Consider the following 24,541-nt stretch of genomic DNA (forward strand, 5'->3'; position numbering starts at 1 on the left):
TCCCCAAGCATCGCTTGGGGAGTTTTTTGAGCTTTGTTCCCCTTCCGGGATCTGAACCTTTCATCACCACATCAAGGTGCTAATACCAATGGTATTAAGGATGCTCTTCACCGAGTAGGGCGATAATGAGCACGGAGGGAATGGGGTCGGATTTAGTTGGCCACTACAGATAGTGGCTAAAACTGGGCAGCATGCGTGGCGTGAAGNNAAAAAATCCGAAACCAATCAATAGGTTTCGGATTTTCACACCTCAGAAGGATCGGTCAATAGATCCTTAACTGGTCGGCATTACGCCATGTGCGCCGGTTTTTTGTGAGTGAAGAGCTAGTGGGCCTTATTGCGCCTGCTCTATGTGTTGCTGGTAGCGCTGCTGCCACTTACTGGTTTCAGCTTCATCTCCCTGATCCTTCCAGAAGGCGCAGATGGAGTTGGCAAGTTCGGAGGCCATGGCGTGGTCCCCGTCACGGCGACTCATTAAATAATCAGCCAGCCAGCTTTGATATTGCTTCATTACCCGATCTCCTTATCTCATGAGCTCTTGATGGTGTCGTTGCTAACAGTATCTTGTTAGCCCGCTATCCGAGGTGACATCATCAGGCATGATGGTGCAAAGTCACGACCCGTGCAGACAGCCCGATGGGCAATCTGGCGGCGAACGTGGAGTGAGATGTCAAAAAACGAGCGCTATGATAGCACAAACTGACCAACTTGGGGGGATTGTCGCCACACTTGGCTGCTGTTCGGCCCCATCTCCTTGTTCCCAAAACAGAAAAACTGCCGTGATGGCGGGATTATTTGCTGATAAAGGCGCTGAAATTGACTAGCGCCGAGCGCTGGCCAGGCACTTGACCATCCCATCGGTGGCCCTTCCCCACTGCGTGAAGCCAAGGCCACAGCAGTACAGTGTGAAAAAAACCAATAAAAATGCCAGTCAGGCTTAACTGACTGGCATCAGGACCTCGGCCCCTCTCATGATACTAAATTGCGCTATTAGCGAATTTGCAGGATGGTCTGCTGCAGCGAACTGTTGACCTCCAGGGAACGGGAGTTCGCCTGGAAGTTACGCTGGGCGGTGATCAAGTCAACCAGTTCGGAGGTCAAATCCACGTTGGACTGCTCCAGCGAGGATGACTTGATGGTGCCAAAAGTCCCTGAGTTGGGCGTCCCCGGCAAAGCATCGCCAGATAGCAAAGATTGCCGCCAGGAGGTATCCCCCACTTGAGTCAGCCCTTGCGCGTTGGCGAATTTAGCCATCGCAACCATGGCAACCTTGATGGTGGTGGCGTTACTGTAAGTTGCGGACACAATGCCATCCGGTGTGATCTCCACCTTGGTCAAGCGGCCGACAGTGGAACCATCCTGTGACAACTTATTGACTTCAAAAGGAGAGGCATACTGGGTTATTGTCCCAAGTGATATCTCAACGGTTTGGGTGGGGTCTGCACCGTTAGTGATAATACCAGCGCCTACTGGGGGCGCGGCGCCCAATTGCTCTGTCTTGATGGTCGCCGGTGTGGTTGGGGTGTTCATTTTACCATCTGCGCCGAATGTAACACGTGCGCACAAAGGAGCTGCAGGTACTGTTGCGGCCATTTGTGTTGGTACACCACCATCCACATCGATCGCTTTACCACCTTCATATAGATACATACGCCATGCGGTCGGATCTGCAGGTTTGGTGGGATCTGCATCGCTTGCTTCTTTGACGAAATACTTAGTGATGGTATGAGGTTCACCAAGCGAATCGTAAATTACGACTGACGTTGAGGATGAGTAGGTTTTCGAATCTTTTGGATCAAAGTTTGATAGGCTGCCGATTACAGGAGGAACGGCTGCGGGATCAGGTACAGCTCCCGATACCAAAGGGGTCGCTTTAGACGGTAAATTGAAGCTTGCCTCAATCTTCGTGGTCTTCACTGGCTCGCCAGCCCGGTCCGGGATCTGGATCGGCTTGGTTGCATTGATACTGACCGCCTTAGGCGTACCATCGGCGTTAATTTCATACCCCTGCAGATAATGCCCCTGATTGTTGACCATATAGCTGTTTTCATTGAGCTTGAAGGCCCCGGCACGGGTGTAAGTACGATCCAGGTTGGTCAGACCGTCGGAGGTCACAAAAAAGCCGTTGCCCTGGATCGCCAGATCCAGTGCGTTATTGGTAAATTGCAGTGCCCCTTGATGGAACTGCTGGGCCACCGCCCCCGTTGCCACGCCGTTACCGACCTGGGTCCTGGCATTGACAAAGATGGAGTTGGCATACACATCGGCAAACTCCGCACGAGACTCTTTAAAGCCCATGGTGTTGACGTTGGCAATGTTGTTAGCGGTAACGTTCAGATCTTTTTGTGCCGCGTTGACACCGCTCAAGGCATTGTTAAATGACATTTTCAGCTCCTCAGATCGATACTGTCGACGTGCTCTTTGGTTCGGGGGTGGGTTTGTTTTGGTTAGGCCCTGATATTTGCAGGATGCTGTTTAGCGTGATTGGGTTAAGCCCCTTCAAATTTAGCAAGGTCGGGTTTGCGCCATTCCCAAGCACCACGCTATCAACCTTGCCATATGTATAGGCATTAATGCTTTCCGACTTGCCATCCATGATGCCATTGGCTTTGATGACATATTTTCCAGACTTGGCTGGCTTGCCATCCTTGTCTGTACCATCCCAGCTAAATTCGACATTGCCCCGTTGCTCGCCTTCCAGGGGAAACTCCTTGATGACCTGTCCACTTTCATCTTCTACGGTAATCTTGACGCTCGAGAACTTGTTTTCAACACCGACCGTCACAACACCGGATATGGTTCCATCCTTTTCCAAAAAACCTTTATTATCGGGCAATAACACATTTTGCCCGACCAAGGCTGAGGCTTGCAGCGCCTGGCTGGAGGTCATCAGGGTATTGAGGTTACCCATCTGGGCAGACAAACTGTTGATCCCCTCTGACGTCGACATGGACGTCATCTGGGAGAGCATCTGGGCGTTATCAACCGGTTTGAAGGGATCCTGATACGACAGTTGCATAGTGAGCAATTTCAAAAAGGAAGCCTGGTCCAGCTCTTTTTTGGGGGCTGTCGTCGTCTGAGGTGTGGTACGGCTGATACCGTTCACACTGTTGGTTGTATCGACCATATTGCATCCCTCCTATCAGGACTTGCCAAGCTGGAGCGTCTGCTGCAACATTTTCTTGGCCGAGTCAGCAACCTGAACGTTAGTCTGGTAACTGCGGGACGCGTTGATCATGTCAGCCATCTCTTCCACCATGTTGACGTTCGGTTTGAAGATGAAGCCATCTTTGTCCGCCATCGGGTGGTTCGGGTTAAATTCCTTAAGCAGAGGGGCCTTACTCTCAACTATGCCCTTCACCTCAACCCCGACTGCCCCCTGTTTATCAGACATTGCCTGGTCAAGCTGAGCGGCAAATATTGGCCGCCGGGCATGGTAAGTATTTTCCACACTGGAGCTGACACTGTCTGCATTGGCCATATTGCTGGCAACCGTGTTGAGCCGCACAGACTGTGCACTCATAGCCGAGCCTGCTATGTCAAAGACCTTGAACAAACTCATCACTGTTCTCCTTTCAGGGCCTTGAGCAGGCCGCTGATCTTGCCATTCATAAATTCCAGGGAGGTTTGATACTCAAGACTGTTACGCAGGAAATCACTACGTTCCTGCTGCACGTCAACAGTATTGCCATCGCCGGTATCCGGTTGTAACGGATTGCGATATTGCACAGTACCTGGAGCATCCATATTCAAGGCAAAGTGCTTCTCGCTAGTGGTTGCCAGTCCAAAACCCTGCTGATGTTGGGCATCCTGCAGCGCCTGAGCAAAATTGATATCCCTGGCTTTGAACCCCGGGGTATCAGCATTGGCAATATTGCTTGAAAGCACCTCAGCACGCTTGGCACGAACGCTGATCGTGTGTTGATGCACACCAAATACCTTGTCAAATGAAAGAGCCATAGCACACCTCCTGCTTGGTATTTGTCTTGCAATAGGTATGCCAGAAGAGCGTACGCGGCAGCGAGGTTCGAAATAGCAACACCTGACATAGCAAAAAGATCACAGGATCCTGCCCATAACGGGGAGAGCCGATCCTCATTTTTCACCTGTATCGACGTGATTCTGAAGTCAAACATAAAGAAAGAGGGAAGCAGAATGCTTCCCTCAGGTATCACAGCAAGGGTCGATACAACCCCCAGATTACGCGGTTACCGGGCCTATTTGACCTTATAAACGATCCCTGGATTACAACGGATCATCTCGAATCTGTCGGTCAGGCCGGCCAATGATTCTGACGCGCCCAGCATCAGATAACCACCTGGGTTAAGGCTGCTGGCAAACTGGTTAAGGATCTTCGACTTAACATCCGGAGCAAAGTAGATAAGCACATTACGACAAAAAATAATGTCAAATTTTCCGAGCAAGCTGTAACTTTCCAGCAGATTTATTGGCCGGAAAGTGGTCAATTTTCTGACTCGCTCAACCACCCGCATCTTGCTATCACCATAGGGTTCAAAAAACATTTTTTTGCGCTCCGGTGACAACCCCCGAGCCAAGGCCAGGCTGTCATAGACACCCTCCTTGCACTGGTTCAACATAGTTGTCGAAATATCCGTTCCCACAATCTGAACGCCACCAGGCAAGGTGCCGGGTTTTTTCATCTGTTGCTCAATGGCTGTCATGGCAATTGAGTAGGGCTCCTGCCCGGATGATGATGCAGCAGACCAGATCTTGATGGGACGACCACTTTTTCCCAACTCTGGGAAAATTTTATCGGTCAGTAACTGAAACGGATAGGTATCACGAAACCAAAGGGTCTCGTTGGTGGTCATGGCATCAACCACCGCCATTTTCAGGTCACGCTCTCGTACACTCATTGCACGAGTGACCAGATCAGACAAACTCTCGATGCCAAACTGCGCCATCAAAGGTGAAAGACGGCTCTTCACCAGATACTGTTTGTTATCACCCAGCACAATCCCGCTCTGTACCGCCAGAAAGTTGCTGAACTGTTTGTATAAGTCGTCCGAAAGTGTCTTCATGCAGCGATTCTTCTTTATTAGAGTGCGTTTTGTACGGCTTTGGCCAACTCATCCGGTTGAAACTTGGCGATGAAGTTGTTCGCACCGACTTTCTGCACCATTGCCTGGTTAAATACCCCACTGAGGGATGTATGCAGAATAACATGCAAATCCTTGAGATTTGGATTATTCCGGATCTCGGCAGTAAAGGTATAGCCATCCATTTCCGGCATTTCGATATCTGAAATCACCAGCGCAATCTGATCCTTGATAGGGCCATTCTTGGCCATTTCCAGCAGCATGTTTAACGCTTCCCGACCATCTTTTGCCAGCACACACTCAACCCCAATCGCTGCAAGTGCACGTTGCACCTGTTTACGCGCGACAGACGAGTCATCTGCAACCAGCACAGGGCGCCCCAAAGTCGGATGATCGGAACTGGCTTCCACCAACTCTTGGCTTACTTCAGTAGATACCGGAGAAATTTCGTTGAGGATCCGCTCAACGTCCAGGATCTCTACCAGCTCACCATCGACCTCAGTGACTGCGGTCATGTAGTTGATACGGCCAGCCCCTTTAGGAGGCGGCAAGATGGATTCCCAGTTCATATTGATGATGCGCTCGACCGAGTGCACCAGAAAACCCTGAACAGATCGGTTGTACTCGGAGATAATGATGAAGCACTTGCTCAAATCTTCAATCGGGCGCTTCCCCACCGCCATGCTGAGGTCGATGACAGAAATAGTCTGGCCACGAATATGGGCAACCCCGCGAATGCAGGAGTTCAACTTGGGCATCACGGTCAAATGCGGGCATTGCAACACCTCACGTACTTTAAATACGTTAATGCCAAATCTTTGACGTCCATTGAGACGAAATAACAATAACTCCAGCCGGTTTTGCCCCACTAGCTGGGTACGTTGGTTGACCGAGTCCAGGATACTGGCCATAAACACTCCCTAAAAGACGCTTGGCATTAATCATGCATGCGTAATGGATTGCATCAGACTATCGATGTGACCACAAACAGATTCTGAAGCAATCATAGTTAAATATGGTGATATGCGTGAACAACTTATCGACCAACGAGCGAAAATGATTAACCGTCTTTTACTCATCAGCCTCTTTTTAGGTAGCATCTCCTCCAGCTATGCCTCTGACGTCACCACCTATCTGCAAGAAAAAGCGCAAGAGTTCGTTTATGGCCAGCTAGAAGTGCCCTTGGATGCCCGGGCTGATGTCACCTCGGCAACGCTGGATGAACGACTCCCGCTGACCCGCTGTGAAGACCGATTAACCATCAGCTTACCCGCTAAAATGGAAATTCGTCGAAATACAACGGTTTACCTTAAGTGTGCAGAAGACAAACCTTGGGATGTCTATTTGCCTGTACGGGTTAGCATTCAAAAACCCTATGTCACCGTCGCCAACCCCATTGCTAAAGGGGATCTGCTGACCGAGCCGCAACTAATAGTGGCCTATCAGGATCAAACCCTGATCCGTGGCGACTATCTGACCGACCCCACCCCACTCATAGGGGTACGTAGCAAACGGGAAATCAAACCGGGGCAGCCCATCCGTTTGAGCCAGGTGTGTGTGGTATGCAAAGGGGATCAGGTCACTCTGACAGCAGAAAACAACAACTTCCAGATCAAAACCATGGCCCGAGCCTTGCAAGATGGCAGCTTCGGAGAGATCATCAAACTCGTCAATATTCGATCCGGCAAAACCGTTGAGGGTAAAGTAAGTGGTGTAGGTGCTGTATCGATCACTTTCTAATGCCAGATGTTCGATAATTTTTCTAAAGTTCTGACCTGCTGCACCGATAAACAGGTAAGCAAACCTTAAAGCAGACGAAGGTAACTAAAATGGCCATCAACAATATCAACAACTTGGCGAACAATCGGTTGCAAAATACCGGTAACAGCCAGGGGACAGGCAGCAAGTCAGTCACCTCATCGCCCGAAAACAAAGCGGCTACTGTCAAGCTGGACTCAGTCTCCTTGACCAGTGAGGCGCAACAATTGCAAAAGATGCAACAGACCCTCAATACCGCGTCTACCGGTAATGAAAGCAAGGTCGAACAGCTGAAAAAAGCCGTCGCAAGTGGCGAATATCAGGTCAATAGCGATGCAGTAGCCAAGAAGATGTTCAGTTTCGAAGCTAATCTGGACAAAGTTCTTAGATGATGGACTTACCTTCGTTACTGCACACCCAAGATGATTATCTCACCCAGATGCAAGGCATTCTGGAAGAGGAGTTCCGCTTGCTCGAGCAGCATCAGGCACTGGCCCTGCCTGCACTGACCGAGCGCAAACAGCAGTTGCTTGCTGCGATAGAAACCCTGGACAAGACGCTGGCAGAGATGCCGGAACTGGCACTACAGCTGGCAGCCTATCCCGATGAGATGGCGCGGCTAAGTGCAAAACTGGATGCCTGCCAGGCACAAAATGATATCAACGGTCGGCTGCTTGAATTGAGCATCGTCTCCAACCGTCGTCTGGCAACCTTTCTGAGTCAGCTGCGCGATCGCAACAGCCTGACCTATGACGCCAAAGGCAATACTCGCTCTGGCACCCGCTCCTACGGTATCAAGGCCTGACATCTCTTATCAGGCCTTGCATTTTTTCTGTCCGTTTTTTATAGCGCCAGTCGCAGCAACTCTCGTCCATCCTCACACGCATTCACTCGCAGCACCCCAGCCTCATAGCTACCGTAACTGGCAGGCAATTCGCCGCGCGGAAAACAGATTGAGCCCGGATTCATCAATACTCGCTCGCCCTGCCATTCCAATACCGGTACATGGGTATGGCCGCTCAGGAACAGACTGCCCGGCGGCAGTTGTACCTCGTCAGGATGATAGAGATGGCCATGACTGACAAACCAGCGCCGTTCATCGACCAGCAGCTGGTTGTAGGGGGCGGTGATGGGGAAACGCAATAACATCTGATCCACTTCAGAATCACAGTTACCACGCACGGCGATGATCTGTGAGGCCAACTCGTTGAGCCGATCGGCCACAGCTGGCGGGTTATACCCGTCAGGCAGAGGGTTGCGCGGCCCATGATTGAGCAGATCACCGAGCAGCAGGTAGTGATCGGGCTGCCATGGCTCAAGCAGGGTCAGCACCCGCTCCAGCGCAATGATGCTGCCGTGGATGTCGGAAATAATGGCAAGTTTCATGAAATGCTCCTCACTGCTGGCTGAAATAGAGATCCTTGGTGGCAATCGTCCCTCTCAAACTCTCGCTGGGCAGCCCACGCAGGGTGGGATCGACCAGCCTCATCTGATTGTAATGATACACGGGAAGGATCGGCGCCTCCTCAAGCAGCAACTGCTCGGCATGTCGATAGAGTTCGACTCGACTCGTGCTGTCCAGCGTGTTGGCAGCCTGATCCAGCAGCAGATCAAAATCGGCATTGCAGTAGCCACTCTCGTTGCGCAGGTCCTGACAGCGGAAACTCCCCAGCATGGCTGACGGCTCCACGTAATCGCCGAACAGGAAGCTTCTGGCTATCTGGAAGTCACCGCTATCCTTGGCCATCTGATAGGCCCCCCACTCCAGATGGTTGAGGGTGACCTGCACCCCCAACTTCTGCCACGTGGCCGCGATAGCCAGCGCCATCTGCTTGTGGGTCTCGGCGGTGTTGTAGGTAATGCTCAGCTTGAGTGGATTCGCGCTGTTATACCCGGCCGCTGACAGCAGGGCTGCCGCTTTGGCCTGCCGAGTCGGCATATCCTCCAGCGCAACAGGCAATACCACCCGCGGATAACCCGGCATCTGCGGCAACAGCGACCATGCCGCCGGCTCATCCTGCCCGCTCACCGATCCAATAAGCTGCTGCCGATCAACCGCCATGGAGAGCGCCTGACGCACCCGCACATCCTGCAGTTCGGGGCGCTTCAGATTGAAGGCGTAGAGATAGGTACCAAACAGCGGCAAGCCCCAGAGCCGCTCCGGGGATCCGCGCTTCATCTTCTGGTAATAGCCGAGAGATACCTTGTTGGTGAGCTGGATTTCGCCGGCCTCATAGCGTAGCCGTTCTGCATGCTGCGAGGCGATAGGCAGATAGGTGACCCGGGCAATCCGGCTATGGAGATCGTCCCAGTATTGGATATTACGCTCGGCTTCAAGCCGCTCATGGGGTACCCAGTCTACTAACCGGTAAGCACCATTGCTCACCAGTTTGCCTGGCGCCGTCCACTGCTTGCCAAACTTGGCTATCGCCTTCTGGCTAACCGGCACGAAGGGGCGCTGGCTGATAAGCTGCAGGAAATAGGGAGAGGGTCGTTCCAGGGTGATTTTCAGGATCTGATCGCTTTGCGCTTCAATCCCCAGGTTGTCGAGTTCCAGTGCCCCCGCATAAATGGATTGGCCGTTGTTGATGCCCGTCGCCAGCAACAGCTCAGCGGAAGGGGAACCCATTGCCGGATCGAGCAGACGGCGCCAGGCATAGACAAAATCAGCGGCAACCAAGGGGTCGCCATTGGACCACTTCAGTTGAGGTCGCAGGAAGAATCGCCACTCCAGTCCATCTTGACTCACCTCCCAGCGCTGCGCCTGCGCCGGAACGATATGCCCTTGCCCATCGTCGCTGACCAGCCCTTCAAACAGATCGACCAGGACCGCCTCCCCCGGGAAACCGGATCGCACCAGCGCAGGATCCAGCGACTCCGGCTCACCGCCATTACCTTTGACCAGGGTTTGCCGATCGGCAAGCAGAGGCTGTTGCTCAACTGTGGTTGCATGGGCCAAGGGCCCTGCCAGCACAGCAAGCAATAGCGGGGAGAGCCAGCGTTGCGCCAGCTTGGGGAAGAAACCATAGCTCATGATAAAACCTCGAATAAAACCACTGCCGGAGGGGAAGGCCGAGGGCGCGCCTGATGAATGCCTGATGCCGCTCTTGTTATCCCCGAAAACGCCCCGTATTGTATCGAGCTTGCCCGAGAGATGGAGTCTTTCGGGCTATTTTTTTCAGGAGTTTTTATGGGGTATGAGTGGCTGGCACTGGGTTCGGCCAGTTTATGGGCAATTGCGGCACTAATTTCGGTCAAACCGGCCCGTCATCTGGGGGCATTTGCCTACAGCCGCTGGCGTATGTTTCTGGTCAGCCTGATGCTCGGCAGCGTGAGTCTGCTCACTGGTGGCTGGCAAACACTCACTGCCAGTGCACTGCCCTTGCTTGCCATCTCGGGGCTGATCGGCATTTTTGTTGGCGATACAGCGCTGTTTGCCTGCATGAACCGGCTGGGGCCAAGACGCAGTGCCCTGCTCTTCTCCTGTCATGCGCTGTTTTCTGCCCTGCTCGGGCTGTGGCTGTTTAACGAAACACTCACTGATTGGCGACTGCTGGGGGCCATGCTGGTGTTTGCCGGCGTAATGCTGGCGATCCTGTTTGGCAGACGCAGTAGCAGTAACGAGTGGGAGCAGATCCGGGGCAATCTGGCGCTGGGGATTGGCCTTGGCCTGACCGCCGCGCTTTGTCAGAGTCTGGGGGCCATTATCGCCAAGCCAGTGATGATGAGTGGTGAGGTGGATGCGGTGAGCGCATCGGGTATCCGGATGGGCAGTGCCCTGCTGGCCCACTGCGTCCTGCGGCTGGGGCGCTTGCCTCTGGCTATGCCGCTCAAACCGGTCAATCGCCAGATCCTTGCCATGATCGCCACCAACGGTTTTCTGGCGATGGGGCTGGGCATGACCCTGATCCTGATGGCCTTGCGTAAGGGCGAGGTCGGCATGGTGGCCATACTCTCCTCCTCCACTCCCGTGCTACTGCTGCCGCTGTTGTGGTGGCACTCGGGGGAGCGGCCATCCGTTGCCGCTTGGGCTGGTGCCCTGATTGCCACACTCGGCACCGCACTGGTACTGGGTTTCAGCGGTCACTGAAACCGGATAAGGCAGGCGCAATCAGAACAGAGCGATCTCCTCAGCAGTGAGTTCGCGATAGTCACCCGGCGCCAGCGCATCATCCAGCACCAGGCTACCAATTTGCTCACGATGCAGGCCCACCACCTTGTTGCCGATCGAGGCAAACATTCGCTTGACCTGATGGTATTTGCCTTCGTGGATGGTCAGTCTGGCCTCGCACTCGTCGAGGATTTCAAGCTGGGCAGGACGAGTCTTGTCATCCTCATTGCGCAGGAATACACCTTCGGCAAACAGCTCGATGGCATCCGGGCTCACCGGGTCGGCAAGCCAGACATGATACGTCTTGGCGCACTCGTGGCGCGGCGATGTGATGCGGTGGGACCATTTACCATCATCGGTCACCAGCACCAGACCTGTGGTATCGAGGTCAAGGCGACCCACCACATGCAGTTTGCCCATCGCCGGCTCATCCATCAGGAAAAACACTGTCGGGTGATCAGGGTCTTCATTTGAGCAGACGTAACCGACCGGTTTGTGCAGCATGAAATAGCGGTTGCGCTGCTCTAGCATCAAGGTGACACCGTCAAATTCGATCTGGCTCTGCTCATTGATATGAAAAGCGGGTTGCTTGACCACAATGCCATCCACCATGACCTCACCCTGACGGATCAGTTTGCCGGCCAGCGAGCGGGTCAAATCAGAACAATCGCAAAGAAATTTATCAAGCCGCATTCACAACCTCAGGTCCAACAAGTAAAGGGGCGTCATTATATCGGGCGGGGGCCACAACGCCACTGTTAAGGGGCTACCAATCATGACGAGCTGGTCTTCCAATGTTACACTTATCACTAATACCTCATCCGAACGATGCTCATAATAATAAACGCCAGGAAAAATCCATGAAGTCCCAAGCATCCTATCCCGTGATCCCCGTCAACCAGCTAAAACCCGGCATGTATGTCATTGCTATCGCCAGCCAGACCGGTGGAATGGAGATCGCCCAGATGGGAATGGTGACGAATGTGGCGCAAATTGCCAATCTGGTGCGACAGGGGGTGCTGACGGTGCGCATCGATCTGGCCCGCAGCAAACTGGGCAGTGCCGAGAGCGAAGCGATAACCTCTCCCGACCTCAATGCCAATAGCGCGCAAGTGGGACGCAGGGCCAGTGCCAACGGCGAAGGGCGGGAGCTGAAGATCCGCCGTCTTTATCAGGAGGCACGCGAGCTACAGAGCAAATTCATTAGCCACCTCAAGGCGGGTGAACCCATCGACATCACCCCGCTGGCCGCAGTGGCCGAGGAGATGGTGGACACCATGTTCACCCATGGCGATGCCATGCTCTGTCTGGCCCGCATTCGCGCCAAGGATGCCTACCTGATGGAGCACTCCATGAACGTAGCCATTCTGCTCGCCAACTTCGGCCGCTATCTGGGGCTGGAGCGCAGTGTGCTCAAAGAGTTGACCCTGGGAGGCCTGCTGCACGACGTGGGCAAGATCATGACCCCGGACAAGGTGCTCAACAAACCGGGCAAACTGACCGACGAGGAGTTCGTCATCATGCGCCAGCATGTGGTGCACAGTTACGAGATCCTCAGCAATACCCAGGGCATCACCCCCACCATGCTGGAGGTAGCCGCCAACCATCACGAGCGGCTCGATGGCACCGGCTACCCGCAGCGGCTCAAGGGTGATCAACTCTCCCTCTATACCCGCATGAGCGGCATCGTCGATGTCTATGATGCCATCACCGCGGATCGGGTCTACAAAGCGGGGATGCAACCCACCCAGGCATTTCGTATCTTGCTCAAGGGGGCAAACCAGCATTTTGATGCCGAACTGGTCACCAAATTCATCAAGTGCATGGGGGTCTATCCGGTAGGAACGCTGGTGCAACTTTCCAACCAGCGGTTGGCCATCGTAATGCAGCGCAACGAACAGCAGCCACTCAAGCCGCTGGTCAAGGTGATCTACCACGCAACCCAGCGCCACTACCTCGATGTGCAATGGCTGGACTTGGCAAAATCTGGCGTGCAGGAGAGCATCGAAAACACCGTCGACCCCAAAGAATTTGGCATCAGCCTCGCTAACTTCGTCTAGGGGCGGTCGTCCATTTCACTACCCTATCTGCCTCGTCAACGGAACTATCTACAGCGACATGACAGCACCTGTACTCACTGCCACGATATTTCTGACCGAGTATGGCCTTACTCGATGAGTATATATTGGGGAAGAAGGCTGGCTGGCGCCGTTGATATAGGCAACGCATTGTTTATTAACTGATTTATTCTGGCGCCCCTCTCTGGCGAGACTTGCCATCTGATTGTGGCTGGGCCGTTAGGGTAGAAGGGTTCTGGGCGTATCACCGCTGTTGCTTGAGCTGCTTGCAAGAATCAATCTGTAGGAGACGCCACTCTTTCTCTCCTTCCTTACATCCGAAATCCCCCTGAACCCACTTATTACACTCCTCCCCTCATCTGTTGGCATTCTAATTGCTTTCTTCCGGTCAGAGTCATCTGTTTGACGGAGAATGCCATGGATCACCTGCTTTATATCGCCATGTCCGGGGCCAAAGAGACCATGAACAGCCTGGCTGTTCGGGGTAACAACCTCGCCAATGCCAATACCACGGGTTTCAAGTCTGACTTTGAGCAGGCCAGAAGCATGCAGGCGTTTGGCGAGGGCTTACCGACTCGTGTGTTCGCCATGGCGGAGCGTCCTGGTCAGAATCTGCAGCATGGCATGTTGATGACCACCGGACGGGATCTGGATGTGGCAGTTGATGGCCCGGGCTGGATTGCGGTGCAAGACCCCAAAGGGGGCGAAGCCTATACCCGCATGGGGAATTTGCAGGTCAATGCGACCGGCAATTTGCAAACGTCGACCGGGTTGAACCTGGTGGATGACGGTGGCCAGCCTATCGTGCTGCCGATGCCGATGGAAAAACTCGAGATCAATCGTGACGGTACCATCAGTGGTCGCCCAGAAGGGGCTGCCGCCAACTTGCCGGAAGATTTTCAGCGGATCAAACTGGTCAATCCGGCCGCTGATGCCGTGGAGAAGGGACAGGATGGGCTGTTTCGCCGCAAGGATGGTCAAAATGAGGCCGCCTCAGCCAATGTTGGCTTGATTGCCGGCTCTCTTGAAGGGAGCAACGTCAATGTGGTGGACGAGATGACCAACCTGATCCGGTTGCAACGCCAGTTCGAAACCCAGGTCAAAATTATGAAGACGGCCGAAGAGAATGATGAAGCCCAAACCCAGCTGCTGCGTATCAGCTAATCAAGGAGTTACACCATGAATCCTGCACTCTGGATCAGCAAGACCGGGTTGGATGCACAGCAGACCAATATTTCGGTCACCTCCAACAACCTGGCGAACGCCAGCACCGTGGGCTTCAAAAAGTCGCGGGCCATCTTCGAAGATTTGCTTTATCAGAACATCAACCAGCCTGGTGGTCGTTCCTCTGCCGATACCGAACTCCCCTCCGGCTTGATGCTGGGGGCTGGTGCCAAAGTTGTGGCGACCCAGAAAAACCACAGCCAGGGTAATGTGCAAACCACCGACAACTCACTGGATCTGATGATCAGTGGCCGGGGCTACTTTGAAATTCAGCTGCCCGATGGCAGCGCTGCTTATACCCGTAATGGCCAGTTTACCCTCAATGATGAAGGCACCATTGTCACCCCTGGTAATGGTTACCCTCTGCAGCCGGAAATCCAGATCCCGGAAAACGCCCAGAGTGTCACCGTAGGTAATGATGGTCAGGTCTCGGTGCAGCTCAAAGGAGACGGCGCCTCACAGGTGGTGGGACAGGTCAATATCTCCGACTTTGTCAACGCCAGCGGCTTGCAGCCGATGGGGGAGAACATGTTTGTCGAGACCCAATCCAGTGGCGCCGCGATTCAGGGGGTTGCCGGGGCGGATGGTCTGGGGGTGATCAAGCAGGGGATGCTGGAGACCTCCAACGTCAACGTGACCGAAGAGCTGGTGAACCTGATCCAGGCCCAGCGGGTGTACGAGATGAACTCCAAGGTTCTCTCGGCAGTGGATGGCATGATGTCCTTCCTGATCCAGCGTACCTAATTAGGAGGCGCATGATGAAAGCCGTATGGATGCTGGGATTGCTGGTGCTGGGAGGGTGTAGCAGTACCCCCAATACCCCCAGGCCGGATGATCCCGAATTCTCCCCCGTCTATGGGGAGTCGGATCCTGTCTCGGTACGACCGACAGGGGCCATTTTTCAGCCGGATCAGGTCAATGGCATCTATTCGGATATCAAGGCCCACAAGGTAGGCGACATCATCACCATTGAACTGTCGGAATCGACCTCCGCTTCCAAAAAAGCCAATACCCAGAGTGGCAAGGACAACAAGTTCAATCTGGATCCAGTCAAGTTGGGCGGCGTGCCAGTCACCGCCAGCCCCTACGACCTCTCTGCCTCTATTGGTCAAAACAGCGCGTTCAAGGGCCAAGCCAAGGCGGATCAGAGCAACAGCCTGCAGGGTAATATTTCGGTCAGCGTGGCCAAGGTGCTGCCCAACGGCAATCTGGTGGTGCGTGGTGAGAAGTGGATCATGCTCAATAATGGTAATGAGTACATCCGTATTACCGGCCTAATCCGTCCTGGCGATGTGACCTCGGATAACAGTGTCTCGTCACAGAAGGTGGCCAATGCCCGAATTTACTATGGTGGTACCGGCGATCTGGCCAATAGCCAGGAGCAAGGGTGGCTTACCAGCTTTTTCAATGGCCCCTGGTGGCCGCTCTAGGAGATGTTATGAAGTCACTCCGTCTCGTTACCCTGCTCTGCTGTCTGCTGCCCTTGGGGCTGGCGAACGCGGCCCGGATCAAGGACATCAGTTCGGTTGATGGGGTGCGCAACAACCAGTTGATTGGCTATGGTCTGGTGGTCGGTCTGCCCGGTACTGGCGAGAAGAACAACGCCTTTACCGAACAAACGTTCCGCACCATGCTCAATAACTTTGGCATCAAGGTGCCGGATAACATCAAACCCAAGATCAAGGATGTGGCACCGGTGGCGATCCACGCTGACTTGCCCCCCTTCTCCAAGCCGGGCCAGACCATAGATGTGACGGTTTCCGCCATCGGGGAAGCCAAGAGCCTGCGCGGCGGTACCTTGCTGCAAAGCTTTTTGAAGGGGCTTGATGGGCGGGTATATGCCGTGGCACAAGGCAGTCTGGTGGTCGGTGGCTTGGGGGCGGAAGGGGCTGACGGTTCCAAGGTGGTCGTCAATACCCCGACCGTGGGACGTATCGCCAATGGCGCGACTGTGGAGCGGGAGGTGCCCAACTCCTTCAGTCAGGGCGACACCATTACCTTCAACCTCAATCGTCCCGATTTTACCACTGCCCGTCGCCTGGCTGATGTGGTCAATGACCTGGTCGGCCCCAACATGGCGCAGGCACTTGATGCAACCTCGATCAAGGTTTACGCCCCGCGCGATCCAAGTCAGCGGGTGGCTTATCTGGCCACTATCGAGAATCTGGAAGTCGATCCGGCCAATGAAGCAGCCAAGATCATCGTCAACTCCCGTACCGGTACCATCGTCATCGGCAGTCAGGTCAAGCTCAAACCCGCGGCCATCAGCCATGGTGGGCTGACGGTGACCATCGCCGAAAACCAGCAGGTCTCCCAGCCCAACCCATTGGCGGGAGGAGAGACGACGGTCACCAACAACTCGACTATCAATGTGCAACAGGAGCCGGGGCGGATGTTCAAGTTTGATACCGGTGCGACCCTGGACGATTTGGTGCGGGCGGTGAATCAGGTCGGGGTGGCCCCCGGTGATTTGATGGCGATCCTTGAGGCGTTGCAGCAGGCCGGAGCCATCGAAGGACAACTGGTCATATTGTAACAAGCGGCAAGTGATTGCCATGGGTGGCAATGAGGTAAGCAAAATGGCGGAGTTTGACACCAACAGCGGCATGAATCTCGGGATGGTGCAGGACGTCAAGAACCTGGATCGTCTGCGCCAGATGAGCCAAAGCAAAGAGGGACAGGCCGAGGCACTCCAGAGTGCGTCGCGTCAGTTCGAGTCAATCTTTACCCAGATGCTGTTTCAGGGCATGCGTCAGGCCAATGCGGTACTGACCCAGGACAACCCGATGAACAGCAGTTATACCCAGTTTTATGAAGGTATGCTGGATGAGCAACGGGTAGCCGACCTGTCCAGCAAGGGCGGATTGGGGTTGGCCCAGATGGTCGTCAAGCAATTCTCCCCGGAGGCGTTTACTCACCAGGATGGTCGGGTGCTCAAGATGCCGCAGCGCACCGAACGGGTCTATAAACCCTACGAACCACCCAAGGCCGCCGCAGATGAATTGATCACTGCATCAAAAGTTGGCAAAGATTTTGCTGAGAAAGAGATGGCTGCGCCCCATGGGCTCGCCATGCCCAGTCGGCCACATCGCAGCGTACCGCCGATGGGACACCCCGCCAACGAAGCGGGCACGGCCTCTGGCAGTGGTAGCAAAGAGTTTGAAACCCCGGAAGAGTTCGTCCATCGCCTGATGCCGCTGGCCAAGAAAGCGGCCGACAAGTTGGGATTGAGCCCGGCGGTACTGGTCGCCCAAGCGGCATTGGAAAGTGGCTGGGGCAAGCGAGTGATCAAGGATGGTGACGGCCAGATGACCCATAACCTGTTTGGCATCAAGGCTGATCCTCGCTGGGAAGGGCCCAAAGCAGTGGTCAGCACCCTGGAGTATGAAGAGGGCGTCGCCTCTCGCCAGAAAGCGGCATTTCGCTCCTATGAGTCGTTTGAAGAGAGCTTCAACGACTATGTGGACTTCCTCACCTCCGGTTCTCGTTACAAGGGGGCCCTGGCGAAGGTGGATAGCCCGGATCGCTACTTCGAGGCGTTGCAACAGGCGGGTTATGCCACCGATCCGCAGTACGCCAGTAAACTGAAACAGGTATTGCGCAGTGATGCCATTGCCCAATACAACGAGATGGAGCTGTAAGGTATGGCAAGCGACCTGCTTGGAATTGGTACATCGGGCGTGTTGGCGCAACAGCGCCTGCTGCAGACCACCAGTAACAACATAGTGAACGTCAATAGCCAGGGCTATGTGCGCGAACGTACGCTGGTGTTTACCAATTCGATTGGTCTGGGCACCGGTGATCTCGTGACCGAGCGGGTGATTAACAATTACATGCAAGGTGAGGTGCGTCGTGACACCTCTGCCTACTACGGTTCCATGACTCACTATGATCAACTTGCCAGCGTCGATATTTTGCTGGGGGACGCGAGTAACAGTGTCGGCGCGACGATCAGCTCCTATTTCAAAGCGTTTCACTCCGCCAATGAATCACCTGCCGATATCGGTGGTCGCAAGGTCAGCATGACCGAGTTAAGCGGAATGGTTAACCGGTTTCATACCCTGTCGTCCCAGTTTGACAAACAAAGTGACACCATCAATACCCGTATCGAAGATGAAACCAAGCAGGTGAACAGCCTGCTCACCAGTATCAACGATTTGAATCAAGCCATTATCCGTACTCAAGGCTCGCCAGAAGAGAACCTGATGCTGTTTGATCAGCGTGATGAAGCGATCCGCCAGCTATCGGCAAAGATGGATATTCGCACTGTCGCCCAACCCAATGGCAGCATGCTGGTCAATATGAGCACCGGCCATTCATTGATCCTCGATGGCGGCGTGGCACAGTTCAAGGTGGTCGCAGGGGATCCGGACTCACGGGATCAGGAGCTGCAGCTGACCTTGGGGGACAACAAGGCATTGATTGACCATGATACCTTCGGCGGTGCCGTGGGCGGATTGTTTAAGGCCCGTACCGATCTGGAGCCGACCAAGCGTGAACTGGGGCAACTGGCGATCGCAATGGCCGATGCGCTGAACCAGCAAAATCGCCTCGGGATGGATCTGGATAACGAAATTGGCGGTGATATTTTTACCTTGCCAACCAGCAAAGGATTACCTTACGGCAGCAATACAGGGTCAGTCGGCGCGAATGTCAGTTTTGTGCCAGGCAAGGGCACATCAGTGACGCCCCTTGATTATGAAATCCATTTCAACAGCGCCACCGGTTATGAGGTGTTCTCGCTGGACAAGTCGGGCAATCGTACCTCTATCGCGACGGGGGCCACCCCACCGGCAACCTTTGAGCTGGCGGGGCACGGTATTTCGATCGATCTGACCGGTGCTCCCGCAGCTGGAGATAAACTGTTGCTGCAACCGACCAAGAGTGCCGCGGCGGGCCTTGGCCAGCTGATCACCCGGCCGGAAGATTTGGCCTTGGCGTCTCCGTTGAAAGTGCAGAAGGCCACCAATAACGTCGGTAGCGCCGACATCAAACTCGGTGGGGTGTTCAATACCGGTGCCGGGTCGGGTTTTGGTGCCAATGCTCTGGGTCCAACGGCCCCTCAGGTGGTCAAGATAGACGCCAGTGGTAACTATCAGGTCTTCCAAGCCAATGGTACTACCTTGATCGGCACTGCGCCTGCGAGCAGCAAGGGGCAAAATTTGATGTCGACTATCGTCAACCCCTTCCCGGCAGGAGCGCCTGTCTATGCCAACCCAACACAGACGCCAGGCTATGAGTTCAGTATTACCGGAACGGCTAAAGCTAACGATAGCTTCACGCTCAGTTACAACACCAACGGGTTTGCCGATAACAGCAATGGTTTGGCTCTGGCCGAGTTGCAGAACAAGGATCTGGTGCGCAAAAGCAGTAACAGCGGAACCACCAATGACAAGATGACCTTTAACGAGGCCTATTCCGGATTGGTGATGACGGTGGGTAACAATACCAGCCAAGCCAAAACACTGCTTAAGGCCAATGAATCCAAGCTTATTCAGAGCACCGGTATTTATGAAAGTGTCTCCGGAGTCAATCTGGAGGAGGAAGCGGCTAACCTTATTCGCTTCCAGCAATCTTATGCTGCTTCGGCACAGGTGGTCAGTACGGCCAAAACCATTTTCGATACACTGCTCTCTTCCGTGAGGTAACGTCATGCGCATCACCACCAACATGATCTACGACCGGAATACATATTCCCTCAACAACGCCAATGAGCGGCTAAATACTGCCTATCAACAGTTGCAAACCGGCAATAAATTTCAAACGGCGGGTGAAGATCCTGCAGGTATGAGCCAGAAGATGGCATTGACCAAAGAGATCGATCTCTTCAAACAATATGGGGTCAATGGCAGCTTGCTGGAGAACAGTCTGGGGCATGAAGAGACAGTCTTGACCTCAATTAACAACGCAATGTTAAGTGCCCAGACCCTGATCCAGAAATCCAATAATGGCGCTATCAGCCTGGATGACCGCAAAGCCATCGCCAGTGAACTGGAAGGGCTGCAAAAGCAGATGTTTGACTTGATGAATAGTAAAAACTCATCCGGTGAATTTATTTTTGGTGGTAATCAGAGCAAAACCCAGCCTTATGTAAAAGATACCAACGGAAATTACATCTATCAGGGTGATACCGGGCAGCGGAATATTCAGGTCTCCTCAACGGTGCAGATCGCCGCTAATGATTCCGGTCAGGATTTGTTTGAGATTGTAGCAACCAGACGCACAGCCAGCGCAGCCAGTGCCAATATCAAGGTCGGCATAGGGGATCAGGGCAATTTTGATAATTTTTATCAATCCAGTTATGACCCGGCACTGGCCAGCAATAGTTACACCGTATCGACGACCATAGGGCCGCCGGACACGTATGACATCAAGGACAGCGGTGGTAATACCTTGCAGACGGGCGATTACAGCCCAGGCACCAAGATCCCGTTCAATGGCCTGGAGTTAACCCTTGACCAGCCTGCGGGTGGTGCAGTGCAACAGTTTGACCTTAATCCCCCCAAGAATGACAACGTGCTAAACGGAATGTCCGATTTTATTACTGCCTTGCGTGATCCAAATATTTCAGCAGAAAACTTTGCAAGCAGCGTGGCCGATGCAACAGTTCATATGAAAAATTCCCGTTTGAATATAGATCATGGCCTGGGGGAGTTGGGTGGACGGATGAATAGTCTCGAGCAGGTCATGGGCTCTAATGAGGGATTAAGTACCCTTAATACCGGTGCACGAGCGAAAGTGTCGGAAGCAGACCTCTATGAGGTTATTTCGACACTGTCAAAAGAGGATGCGGCACTGAGTGCTTCGCAACTCTCTTTCAGCAAAATAAGTCGCTTAACGCTATTTGACTATATCCGTTAATAAAAGGCCCGCTTGGGGCCTTTTATTTTATCTCCGATCTGCAAACAGGCTCTGTGCCATCACCAGCCAATTGTAACAAGCTGTTGCCGTTACCCCTTTAATGGTTACTGCGGGGTTGACCTCCCCACGGGATTAGATAATCATGCCGCCGGCACAACCTAGGGTTGTGCAGATTATTTGCAGCATCTCGTTAGGCGAGGCTCCTGTATAAACACAGGCCACTGATCTCACGACGTCCAGAGACGCCCAAGATCAGGACAGTTTTCATCGGATTAAGGTGTAAACCCAAGTGGCTTCCGGCATGCCGGATACGTTATACAGTGCTAAAGCTGGTACGTGGGGATGATGACACGCCGAACGGCGTCATTTCCTGCCTATTACTCGTCAATCAAATTGCTGTTTTCTTTCAGACTGCGATCGGATATCCGATCGTGTTCAGGCTCAGCCTGAAATCACATAAGGTCATTTGTGATGAAGAAAACACATACCATTCTTAACCGTCATCAACTGCTCGATCTGGCTGCCCTGCAGGGTTGGCTGGAGCATAACCTGGATCCGGTTCAGCGCGCCGATCAACTGCTGACCCTGCGTCCGGAAGAGCTCAACTGTATCTTTGATACCCTGCCCGTTTCGCAAGGGGCCGAACTACTTGGCTCGCTCTCGGCCGAGAGTGCGGCCCGCTTGCTACAGCGACTGCATGGCAGCATTGTCAGCGTGTTGCAGGAGGCCATTCCCCGTCGCGAGATGGTGGCCATCCTGCGCAAACTGGGTCGTCAGGATCGCACTATCTTGCTGGCTCGATTCCCGACCCAGGCGCAGGCCATGTACTACTCCCTGCTGGATTGGCCCACCGAATCGGTCGGGGCCAACATGCGCCACGAGTATCTGGCAGTAAGGGAAGAGGACTCCATCGGTCATGCCAAACAGCTGATCCACGATGCCTGGGACAATGCCCAACTGTTTCGCCACATCTATGTGATCAATGGGGATGGTCGTCTGCAGGGGAGTATCTCTCTCAAGACGCTGCTGATCGCCGATCCGCTGGCTAATGTGGCCAACCTGATGGATCGGGAGACGGTGCGGATCAACGCCCGGGCGGATCAGGAGTTGGCCGCGCGCCTGCTGATCGACCGCGACCTCTCGGTCCTGCCGGTCGAGGAACAGGGGCGGCTGGTCGGTATTTTCCACGTCGATGACGCGGCCGATATTCTGGAGCTCGAATCCACCGAGGATGCCGAGATGCAGGGGGGCTCATCGCCGCTCGATACCCCCTACCTGCAAGCGACACCGTGGCAGCTGTGGCGCAAGCGGGTGGGCTGGCTGCTGATCCTGTTTGTGGCGGAAGCCTACACCGGCACCGTATTACGGGCATTTGAGGAGCAGCTGGAGGCCGCCATCGCGCTGGCCTTCTTTATCCCCCTGCTGATCGGCACCGGTGGTAACAGTGGAACCCAGATCACCACCACCATAGTCCGCGCCATGGCGGTCGGAGAGGTGAGCCTGCGCAATCTCGGCACTGTGCTGAAAAAGGAGCTCTCCACCGGTCTCTTGATCTCGGGGGCTATTGCCATTGCCGCCTGGGTACGCGCCTGGAGCTTAGGGGTTGGCCCAGAAATAGGCATGGTGGTGACCTTTACCATCATCGCCATCGTGCTGTGGAGTGCCACGGTCGCCTCTATCATCCCCATGGTGCTGCGTCGTTTCCGCATCGACCCGGCGGTGGTCTCTGCGCCATTCATTGCGACCCTGGTGGATGGTACCGGTCTTATCATCTACTTCGAGATGGCCAAGTGGTTATTGCCTGAGTTGCAGTAACGAGAGGTTAAACCCCGTTGATGAGACCTGGATAAACAAGCAAGGCAATGTCTATTGCCGGAACCTTGTATTGCCGAAAAGAAGGGAGCTAAGTTACTCCCGCTGCGTGAGCCAAGGCCACCGAAAAACAGTGTGAAAAAAGCCAATAAAAAATGCCAGTCAGGCTTAACTGACTGGCATTTTTTTCATGGCACAGGTTTGGATTTCTGGCCATCAACCCATCATTACATCTGGTCGATCATGTCCTGAGCGAACTGGGAGCAGGAGCGCAGGGTGGCACCTTCCATCAGACGCTCGAAGTCATAGGTGACGGTCTTGTTGGCGATGGCCGCTTCCATCCCCTTGATGATGAGATCGGCCGCTTCGACCCAGCCCATGTGGCGCAGCATCATCTCGGCGGAGAGGATCAGCGAGCCCGGGTTGACCTTGTCCTGACCGGCATATTTCGGTGCAGTACCGTGGGTCGCTTCGAACAGCGCCACGCCATCACCGATGTTGGCGCCCGGTGCGATACCGATACCACCCACCTGAGCAGCCAGCGCATCGGAGATGTAGTCACCGTTGAGGTTCATACAGGCGATCACGTCATACTCGGCCGGACGCAGCAGGATCTGCTGCAAGAAGGCGTCAGCGATGACATCCTTGACCACGATAGTCTTGCCGGTTTTCGGGTTCTTGAAGGAGCACCAGGGGCCGCCGTCAATCAGCTGGGCACTGTACTCATTCTGGGCCAGGGCATAGCCCCAATCCTTGAAGGCACCTTCGGTGAACTTCATGATGTTGCCCTTGTGTACCAGTGTCACGGAGTCGCGATCGTTGTCGATGGCATACTCGATGGCGGCACGCACCAGACGCTCGGTACCGGCCTTGGACATCGGCTTGATGCCGATACCGCAGGAGTCGGGGAAGCGAATTTTCTTCACGCCCATCTCGTTTTGCAGGAAGGCGATGACTTTCTTGGCTTCTTCGCTATCCGCCTTCCACTCAATACCGGCGTAGATGTCTTCGGCGTTCTCGCGGAAGATCACCATGTCAGTCAGATCCGGACGTTTGACCGGGCTCGGGGTCCCTTCGTAGTAACGGACCGGGCGCAGGCAGATGTAGAGATCCAGCTCCTGACGCAGGGCCACGTTGAGGGAGCGAATACCGCCGCCGACCGGGGTGGTCAACGGGCCCTTGATGGCCACGCAATATTCACGAATGAAATCCAGGGTTTCGGCCGGCAGCCAGGCACCTTCGCCATAAACATGAGTCGATTTTTCGCCGGTATAGATCTCCATCCAGGCGATCTTGCGCTCGCCCTTGTAGGCTTTCTCGACCGCAGCATTCACCACATTCAACATGGCCGGGGTTACGTCAACACCGATGCCATCCCCTTCGATAAACGGAATGATCGGATGGTTGGGAACCTGCAGCTTGCCGTTGGCATCGACTGTGATTTTCTGACCCTGGGTCGGGATTACTACTTTGCTTTCCATCGGCATCTCCTAACTTCCGTTTGTTATCAACTTGTTTGTTGCGCGCGGCCATCTTAGCCCATTCATTTTCATAATAAAACGACAAGAAAGCATGTCAGACCAAAGAGGTAGCCACCCGCCAGTGCGCCGTCACCATGCCTTCCCGACCCCGCCCCG

24 protein-coding genes and 1 riboswitch are annotated in these 24,541 nt (G+C 54.2%); of the genes, 13 read left to right on the forward strand and 11 right to left on the reverse strand.

Going from position 1 to position 24,541, the window contains the following annotated elements; all coding sequences use genetic code 11:
• Positions 1–334: 334 nt before the first annotated feature.
• The 7 genes from CF137_RS22140 to CF137_RS18865 form a co-directional block, all read right to left on the reverse strand.
• Positions 335–511 carry a hypothetical protein gene (locus CF137_RS22140; RefSeq protein WP_098969069.1) on the reverse strand — a complete coding sequence of 59 codons (177 nt, stop codon included), beginning with the start codon at positions 509–511 and terminating at the stop codon, positions 335–337.
• A 479-nt stretch (positions 512–990) separates the two neighbouring features.
• Complete coding sequence (gene flgE, locus CF137_RS18840; protein ID WP_139720928.1) at positions 991–2,385, reverse strand: flagellar hook protein FlgE; 1,395 nt, start codon at positions 2,383–2,385, stop codon at positions 991–993.
• Positions 2,386–2,395: 10 nt separating this feature from the next.
• On the reverse strand, positions 2,396–3,127 hold the full coding sequence (locus CF137_RS18845; protein WP_139720931.1) for a flagellar hook assembly protein FlgD: 732 nt from the start codon (positions 3,125–3,127) through the stop codon (positions 2,396–2,398).
• 15 nt (positions 3,128–3,142) lie between these two features.
• On the reverse strand, positions 3,143–3,562 hold the full coding sequence (gene flgC / locus CF137_RS18850; protein WP_101325244.1) for a flagellar basal body rod protein FlgC: 420 nt from the start codon (positions 3,560–3,562) through the stop codon (positions 3,143–3,145).
• Positions 3,562–3,960 (reverse strand): flagellar basal body rod protein FlgB, encoded by a 399-nt coding sequence (gene flgB / locus CF137_RS18855; protein ID WP_139720932.1) that lies wholly within the window; start codon positions 3,958–3,960, stop codon positions 3,562–3,564. The genes flgC and flgB overlap by 1 nt, the downstream gene beginning before the upstream one ends.
• A 257-nt stretch (positions 3,961–4,217) precedes the next feature.
• On the reverse strand, positions 4,218–5,042 hold the full coding sequence (locus CF137_RS18860; RefSeq protein ID WP_042022045.1) for a CheR family methyltransferase: 825 nt from the start codon (positions 5,040–5,042) through the stop codon (positions 4,218–4,220).
• A gap of 17 nt (positions 5,043–5,059) precedes the next feature.
• Entirely contained in the window at positions 5,060–5,971 is a 912-nt protein-coding gene (locus CF137_RS18865) for a chemotaxis protein CheV (protein WP_042022043.1), read from the reverse strand.
• A gap of 145 nt (positions 5,972–6,116) precedes the next feature.
• Between CF137_RS18865 and flgA the strand changes: the two genes are divergently transcribed.
• From flgA to CF137_RS18880, 3 genes are all read left to right on the forward strand, one after another.
• The gene (flgA, locus tag CF137_RS18870) at positions 6,117–6,800 is read left to right on the forward strand and encodes a flagellar basal body P-ring formation chaperone FlgA (protein WP_101321558.1); all 684 of its coding nucleotides are present in this window, start codon (positions 6,117–6,119) and stop codon (positions 6,798–6,800) included.
• 89 nt (positions 6,801–6,889) lie between these two features.
• Positions 6,890–7,210 (forward strand): flagellar biosynthesis anti-sigma factor FlgM, encoded by a 321-nt coding sequence (gene flgM / locus CF137_RS18875; RefSeq protein WP_068977204.1) that lies wholly within the window; start codon positions 6,890–6,892, stop codon positions 7,208–7,210.
• Positions 7,207–7,623, forward strand: coding sequence for a flagella synthesis protein FlgN (locus CF137_RS18880; protein WP_162850445.1), 417 nt, complete (start codon positions 7,207–7,209; stop codon positions 7,621–7,623). The genes flgM and CF137_RS18880 overlap by 4 nt, the downstream gene beginning before the upstream one ends.
• 38 nt (positions 7,624–7,661) lie before the next feature.
• Here CF137_RS18880 and yfcE read toward each other — a convergent pair whose 3' ends face one another.
• Both yfcE and CF137_RS18890 read right to left on the reverse strand, forming a co-directional pair.
• Positions 7,662–8,204 carry a phosphodiesterase gene (yfcE, locus tag CF137_RS18885; protein ID WP_101346743.1) on the reverse strand — a complete coding sequence of 181 codons (543 nt, stop codon included), beginning with the start codon at positions 8,202–8,204 and terminating at the stop codon, positions 7,662–7,664.
• A gap of 10 nt (positions 8,205–8,214) precedes the next feature.
• Entirely contained in the window at positions 8,215–9,852 is a 1,638-nt protein-coding gene (locus CF137_RS18890; RefSeq protein ID WP_139720934.1) for a peptide ABC transporter substrate-binding protein, read from the reverse strand.
• A 156-nt stretch (positions 9,853–10,008) separates the two neighbouring features.
• Between CF137_RS18890 and CF137_RS18895 the strand changes: the two genes are divergently transcribed.
• Positions 10,009–10,908: a DMT family transporter gene (locus CF137_RS18895; RefSeq protein ID WP_139720936.1), complete on the forward strand. Its 900-nt coding sequence runs from the start codon at positions 10,009–10,011 to the stop codon at positions 10,906–10,908.
• A 21-nt stretch (positions 10,909–10,929) separates the two neighbouring features.
• On the opposite strand, the gene rsuA is transcribed toward CF137_RS18895, so the two are convergent.
• Positions 10,930–11,622 (reverse strand): 16S rRNA pseudouridine(516) synthase RsuA, encoded by a 693-nt coding sequence (gene rsuA / locus CF137_RS18900; protein WP_042022029.1) that lies wholly within the window; start codon positions 11,620–11,622, stop codon positions 10,930–10,932.
• 167 nt (positions 11,623–11,789) lie between these two features.
• Between rsuA and CF137_RS18905 the strand changes: the two genes are divergently transcribed.
• From CF137_RS18905 to mgtE, 9 genes are all read left to right on the forward strand, one after another.
• Positions 11,790–12,989 (forward strand): HD-GYP domain-containing protein, encoded by a 1,200-nt coding sequence (locus CF137_RS18905; protein WP_139720938.1) that lies wholly within the window; start codon positions 11,790–11,792, stop codon positions 12,987–12,989.
• Between the two features lie 435 nt (positions 12,990–13,424).
• On the forward strand, positions 13,425–14,171 hold the full coding sequence (flgF, locus tag CF137_RS18910; RefSeq protein ID WP_042022025.1) for a flagellar basal-body rod protein FlgF: 747 nt from the start codon (positions 13,425–13,427) through the stop codon (positions 14,169–14,171).
• Between the two features lie 15 nt (positions 14,172–14,186).
• Complete coding sequence (flgG, locus tag CF137_RS18915; RefSeq protein ID WP_068977211.1) at positions 14,187–14,975, forward strand: flagellar basal-body rod protein FlgG; 789 nt, start codon at positions 14,187–14,189, stop codon at positions 14,973–14,975.
• Between the two features lie 14 nt (positions 14,976–14,989).
• Positions 14,990–15,661, forward strand: a complete 672-nt coding sequence (gene flgH / locus CF137_RS18920; RefSeq protein ID WP_068977212.1) for a flagellar basal body L-ring protein FlgH — start codon at positions 14,990–14,992, stop codon at positions 15,659–15,661.
• Between the two features lie 8 nt (positions 15,662–15,669).
• Entirely contained in the window at positions 15,670–16,767 is a 1,098-nt protein-coding gene (locus CF137_RS18925; protein ID WP_101325250.1) for a flagellar basal body P-ring protein FlgI, read from the forward strand.
• A gap of 43 nt (positions 16,768–16,810) precedes the next feature.
• Complete coding sequence (gene flgJ, locus CF137_RS18930) at positions 16,811–17,872, forward strand: flagellar assembly peptidoglycan hydrolase FlgJ (RefSeq protein ID WP_139720940.1); 1,062 nt, start codon at positions 16,811–16,813, stop codon at positions 17,870–17,872.
• A gap of 3 nt (positions 17,873–17,875) precedes the next feature.
• Complete coding sequence (locus CF137_RS18935; protein WP_139720942.1) at positions 17,876–19,879, forward strand: FlgK family flagellar hook-associated protein; 2,004 nt, start codon at positions 17,876–17,878, stop codon at positions 19,877–19,879.
• Between the two features lie 4 nt (positions 19,880–19,883).
• Entirely contained in the window at positions 19,884–21,092 is a 1,209-nt protein-coding gene (gene flgL / locus CF137_RS18940) for a flagellar hook-associated protein FlgL (RefSeq protein WP_139720944.1), read from the forward strand.
• Between the two features lie 179 nt (positions 21,093–21,271).
• Positions 21,272–21,441, forward strand: a riboswitch (M-box (ykoK) riboswitch).
• A 122-nt stretch (positions 21,442–21,563) separates the two neighbouring features.
• Entirely contained in the window at positions 21,564–22,907 is a 1,344-nt protein-coding gene (mgtE, locus tag CF137_RS18945; RefSeq protein ID WP_101325253.1) for a magnesium transporter, read from the forward strand.
• 224 nt (positions 22,908–23,131) lie between these two features.
• Here mgtE and icd read toward each other — a convergent pair whose 3' ends face one another.
• Positions 23,132–24,385, reverse strand: coding sequence for an NADP-dependent isocitrate dehydrogenase (icd, locus tag CF137_RS18950; RefSeq protein WP_101346736.1), 1,254 nt, complete (start codon positions 24,383–24,385; stop codon positions 23,132–23,134).
• Positions 24,386–24,541: the final 156 nt, after the last annotated feature.

The organism is Aeromonas sobria, from assembly GCF_006243315.1.
GTDB lineage: Bacteria > Pseudomonadota > Gammaproteobacteria > Enterobacterales > Aeromonadaceae > Aeromonas > Aeromonas sobria_A.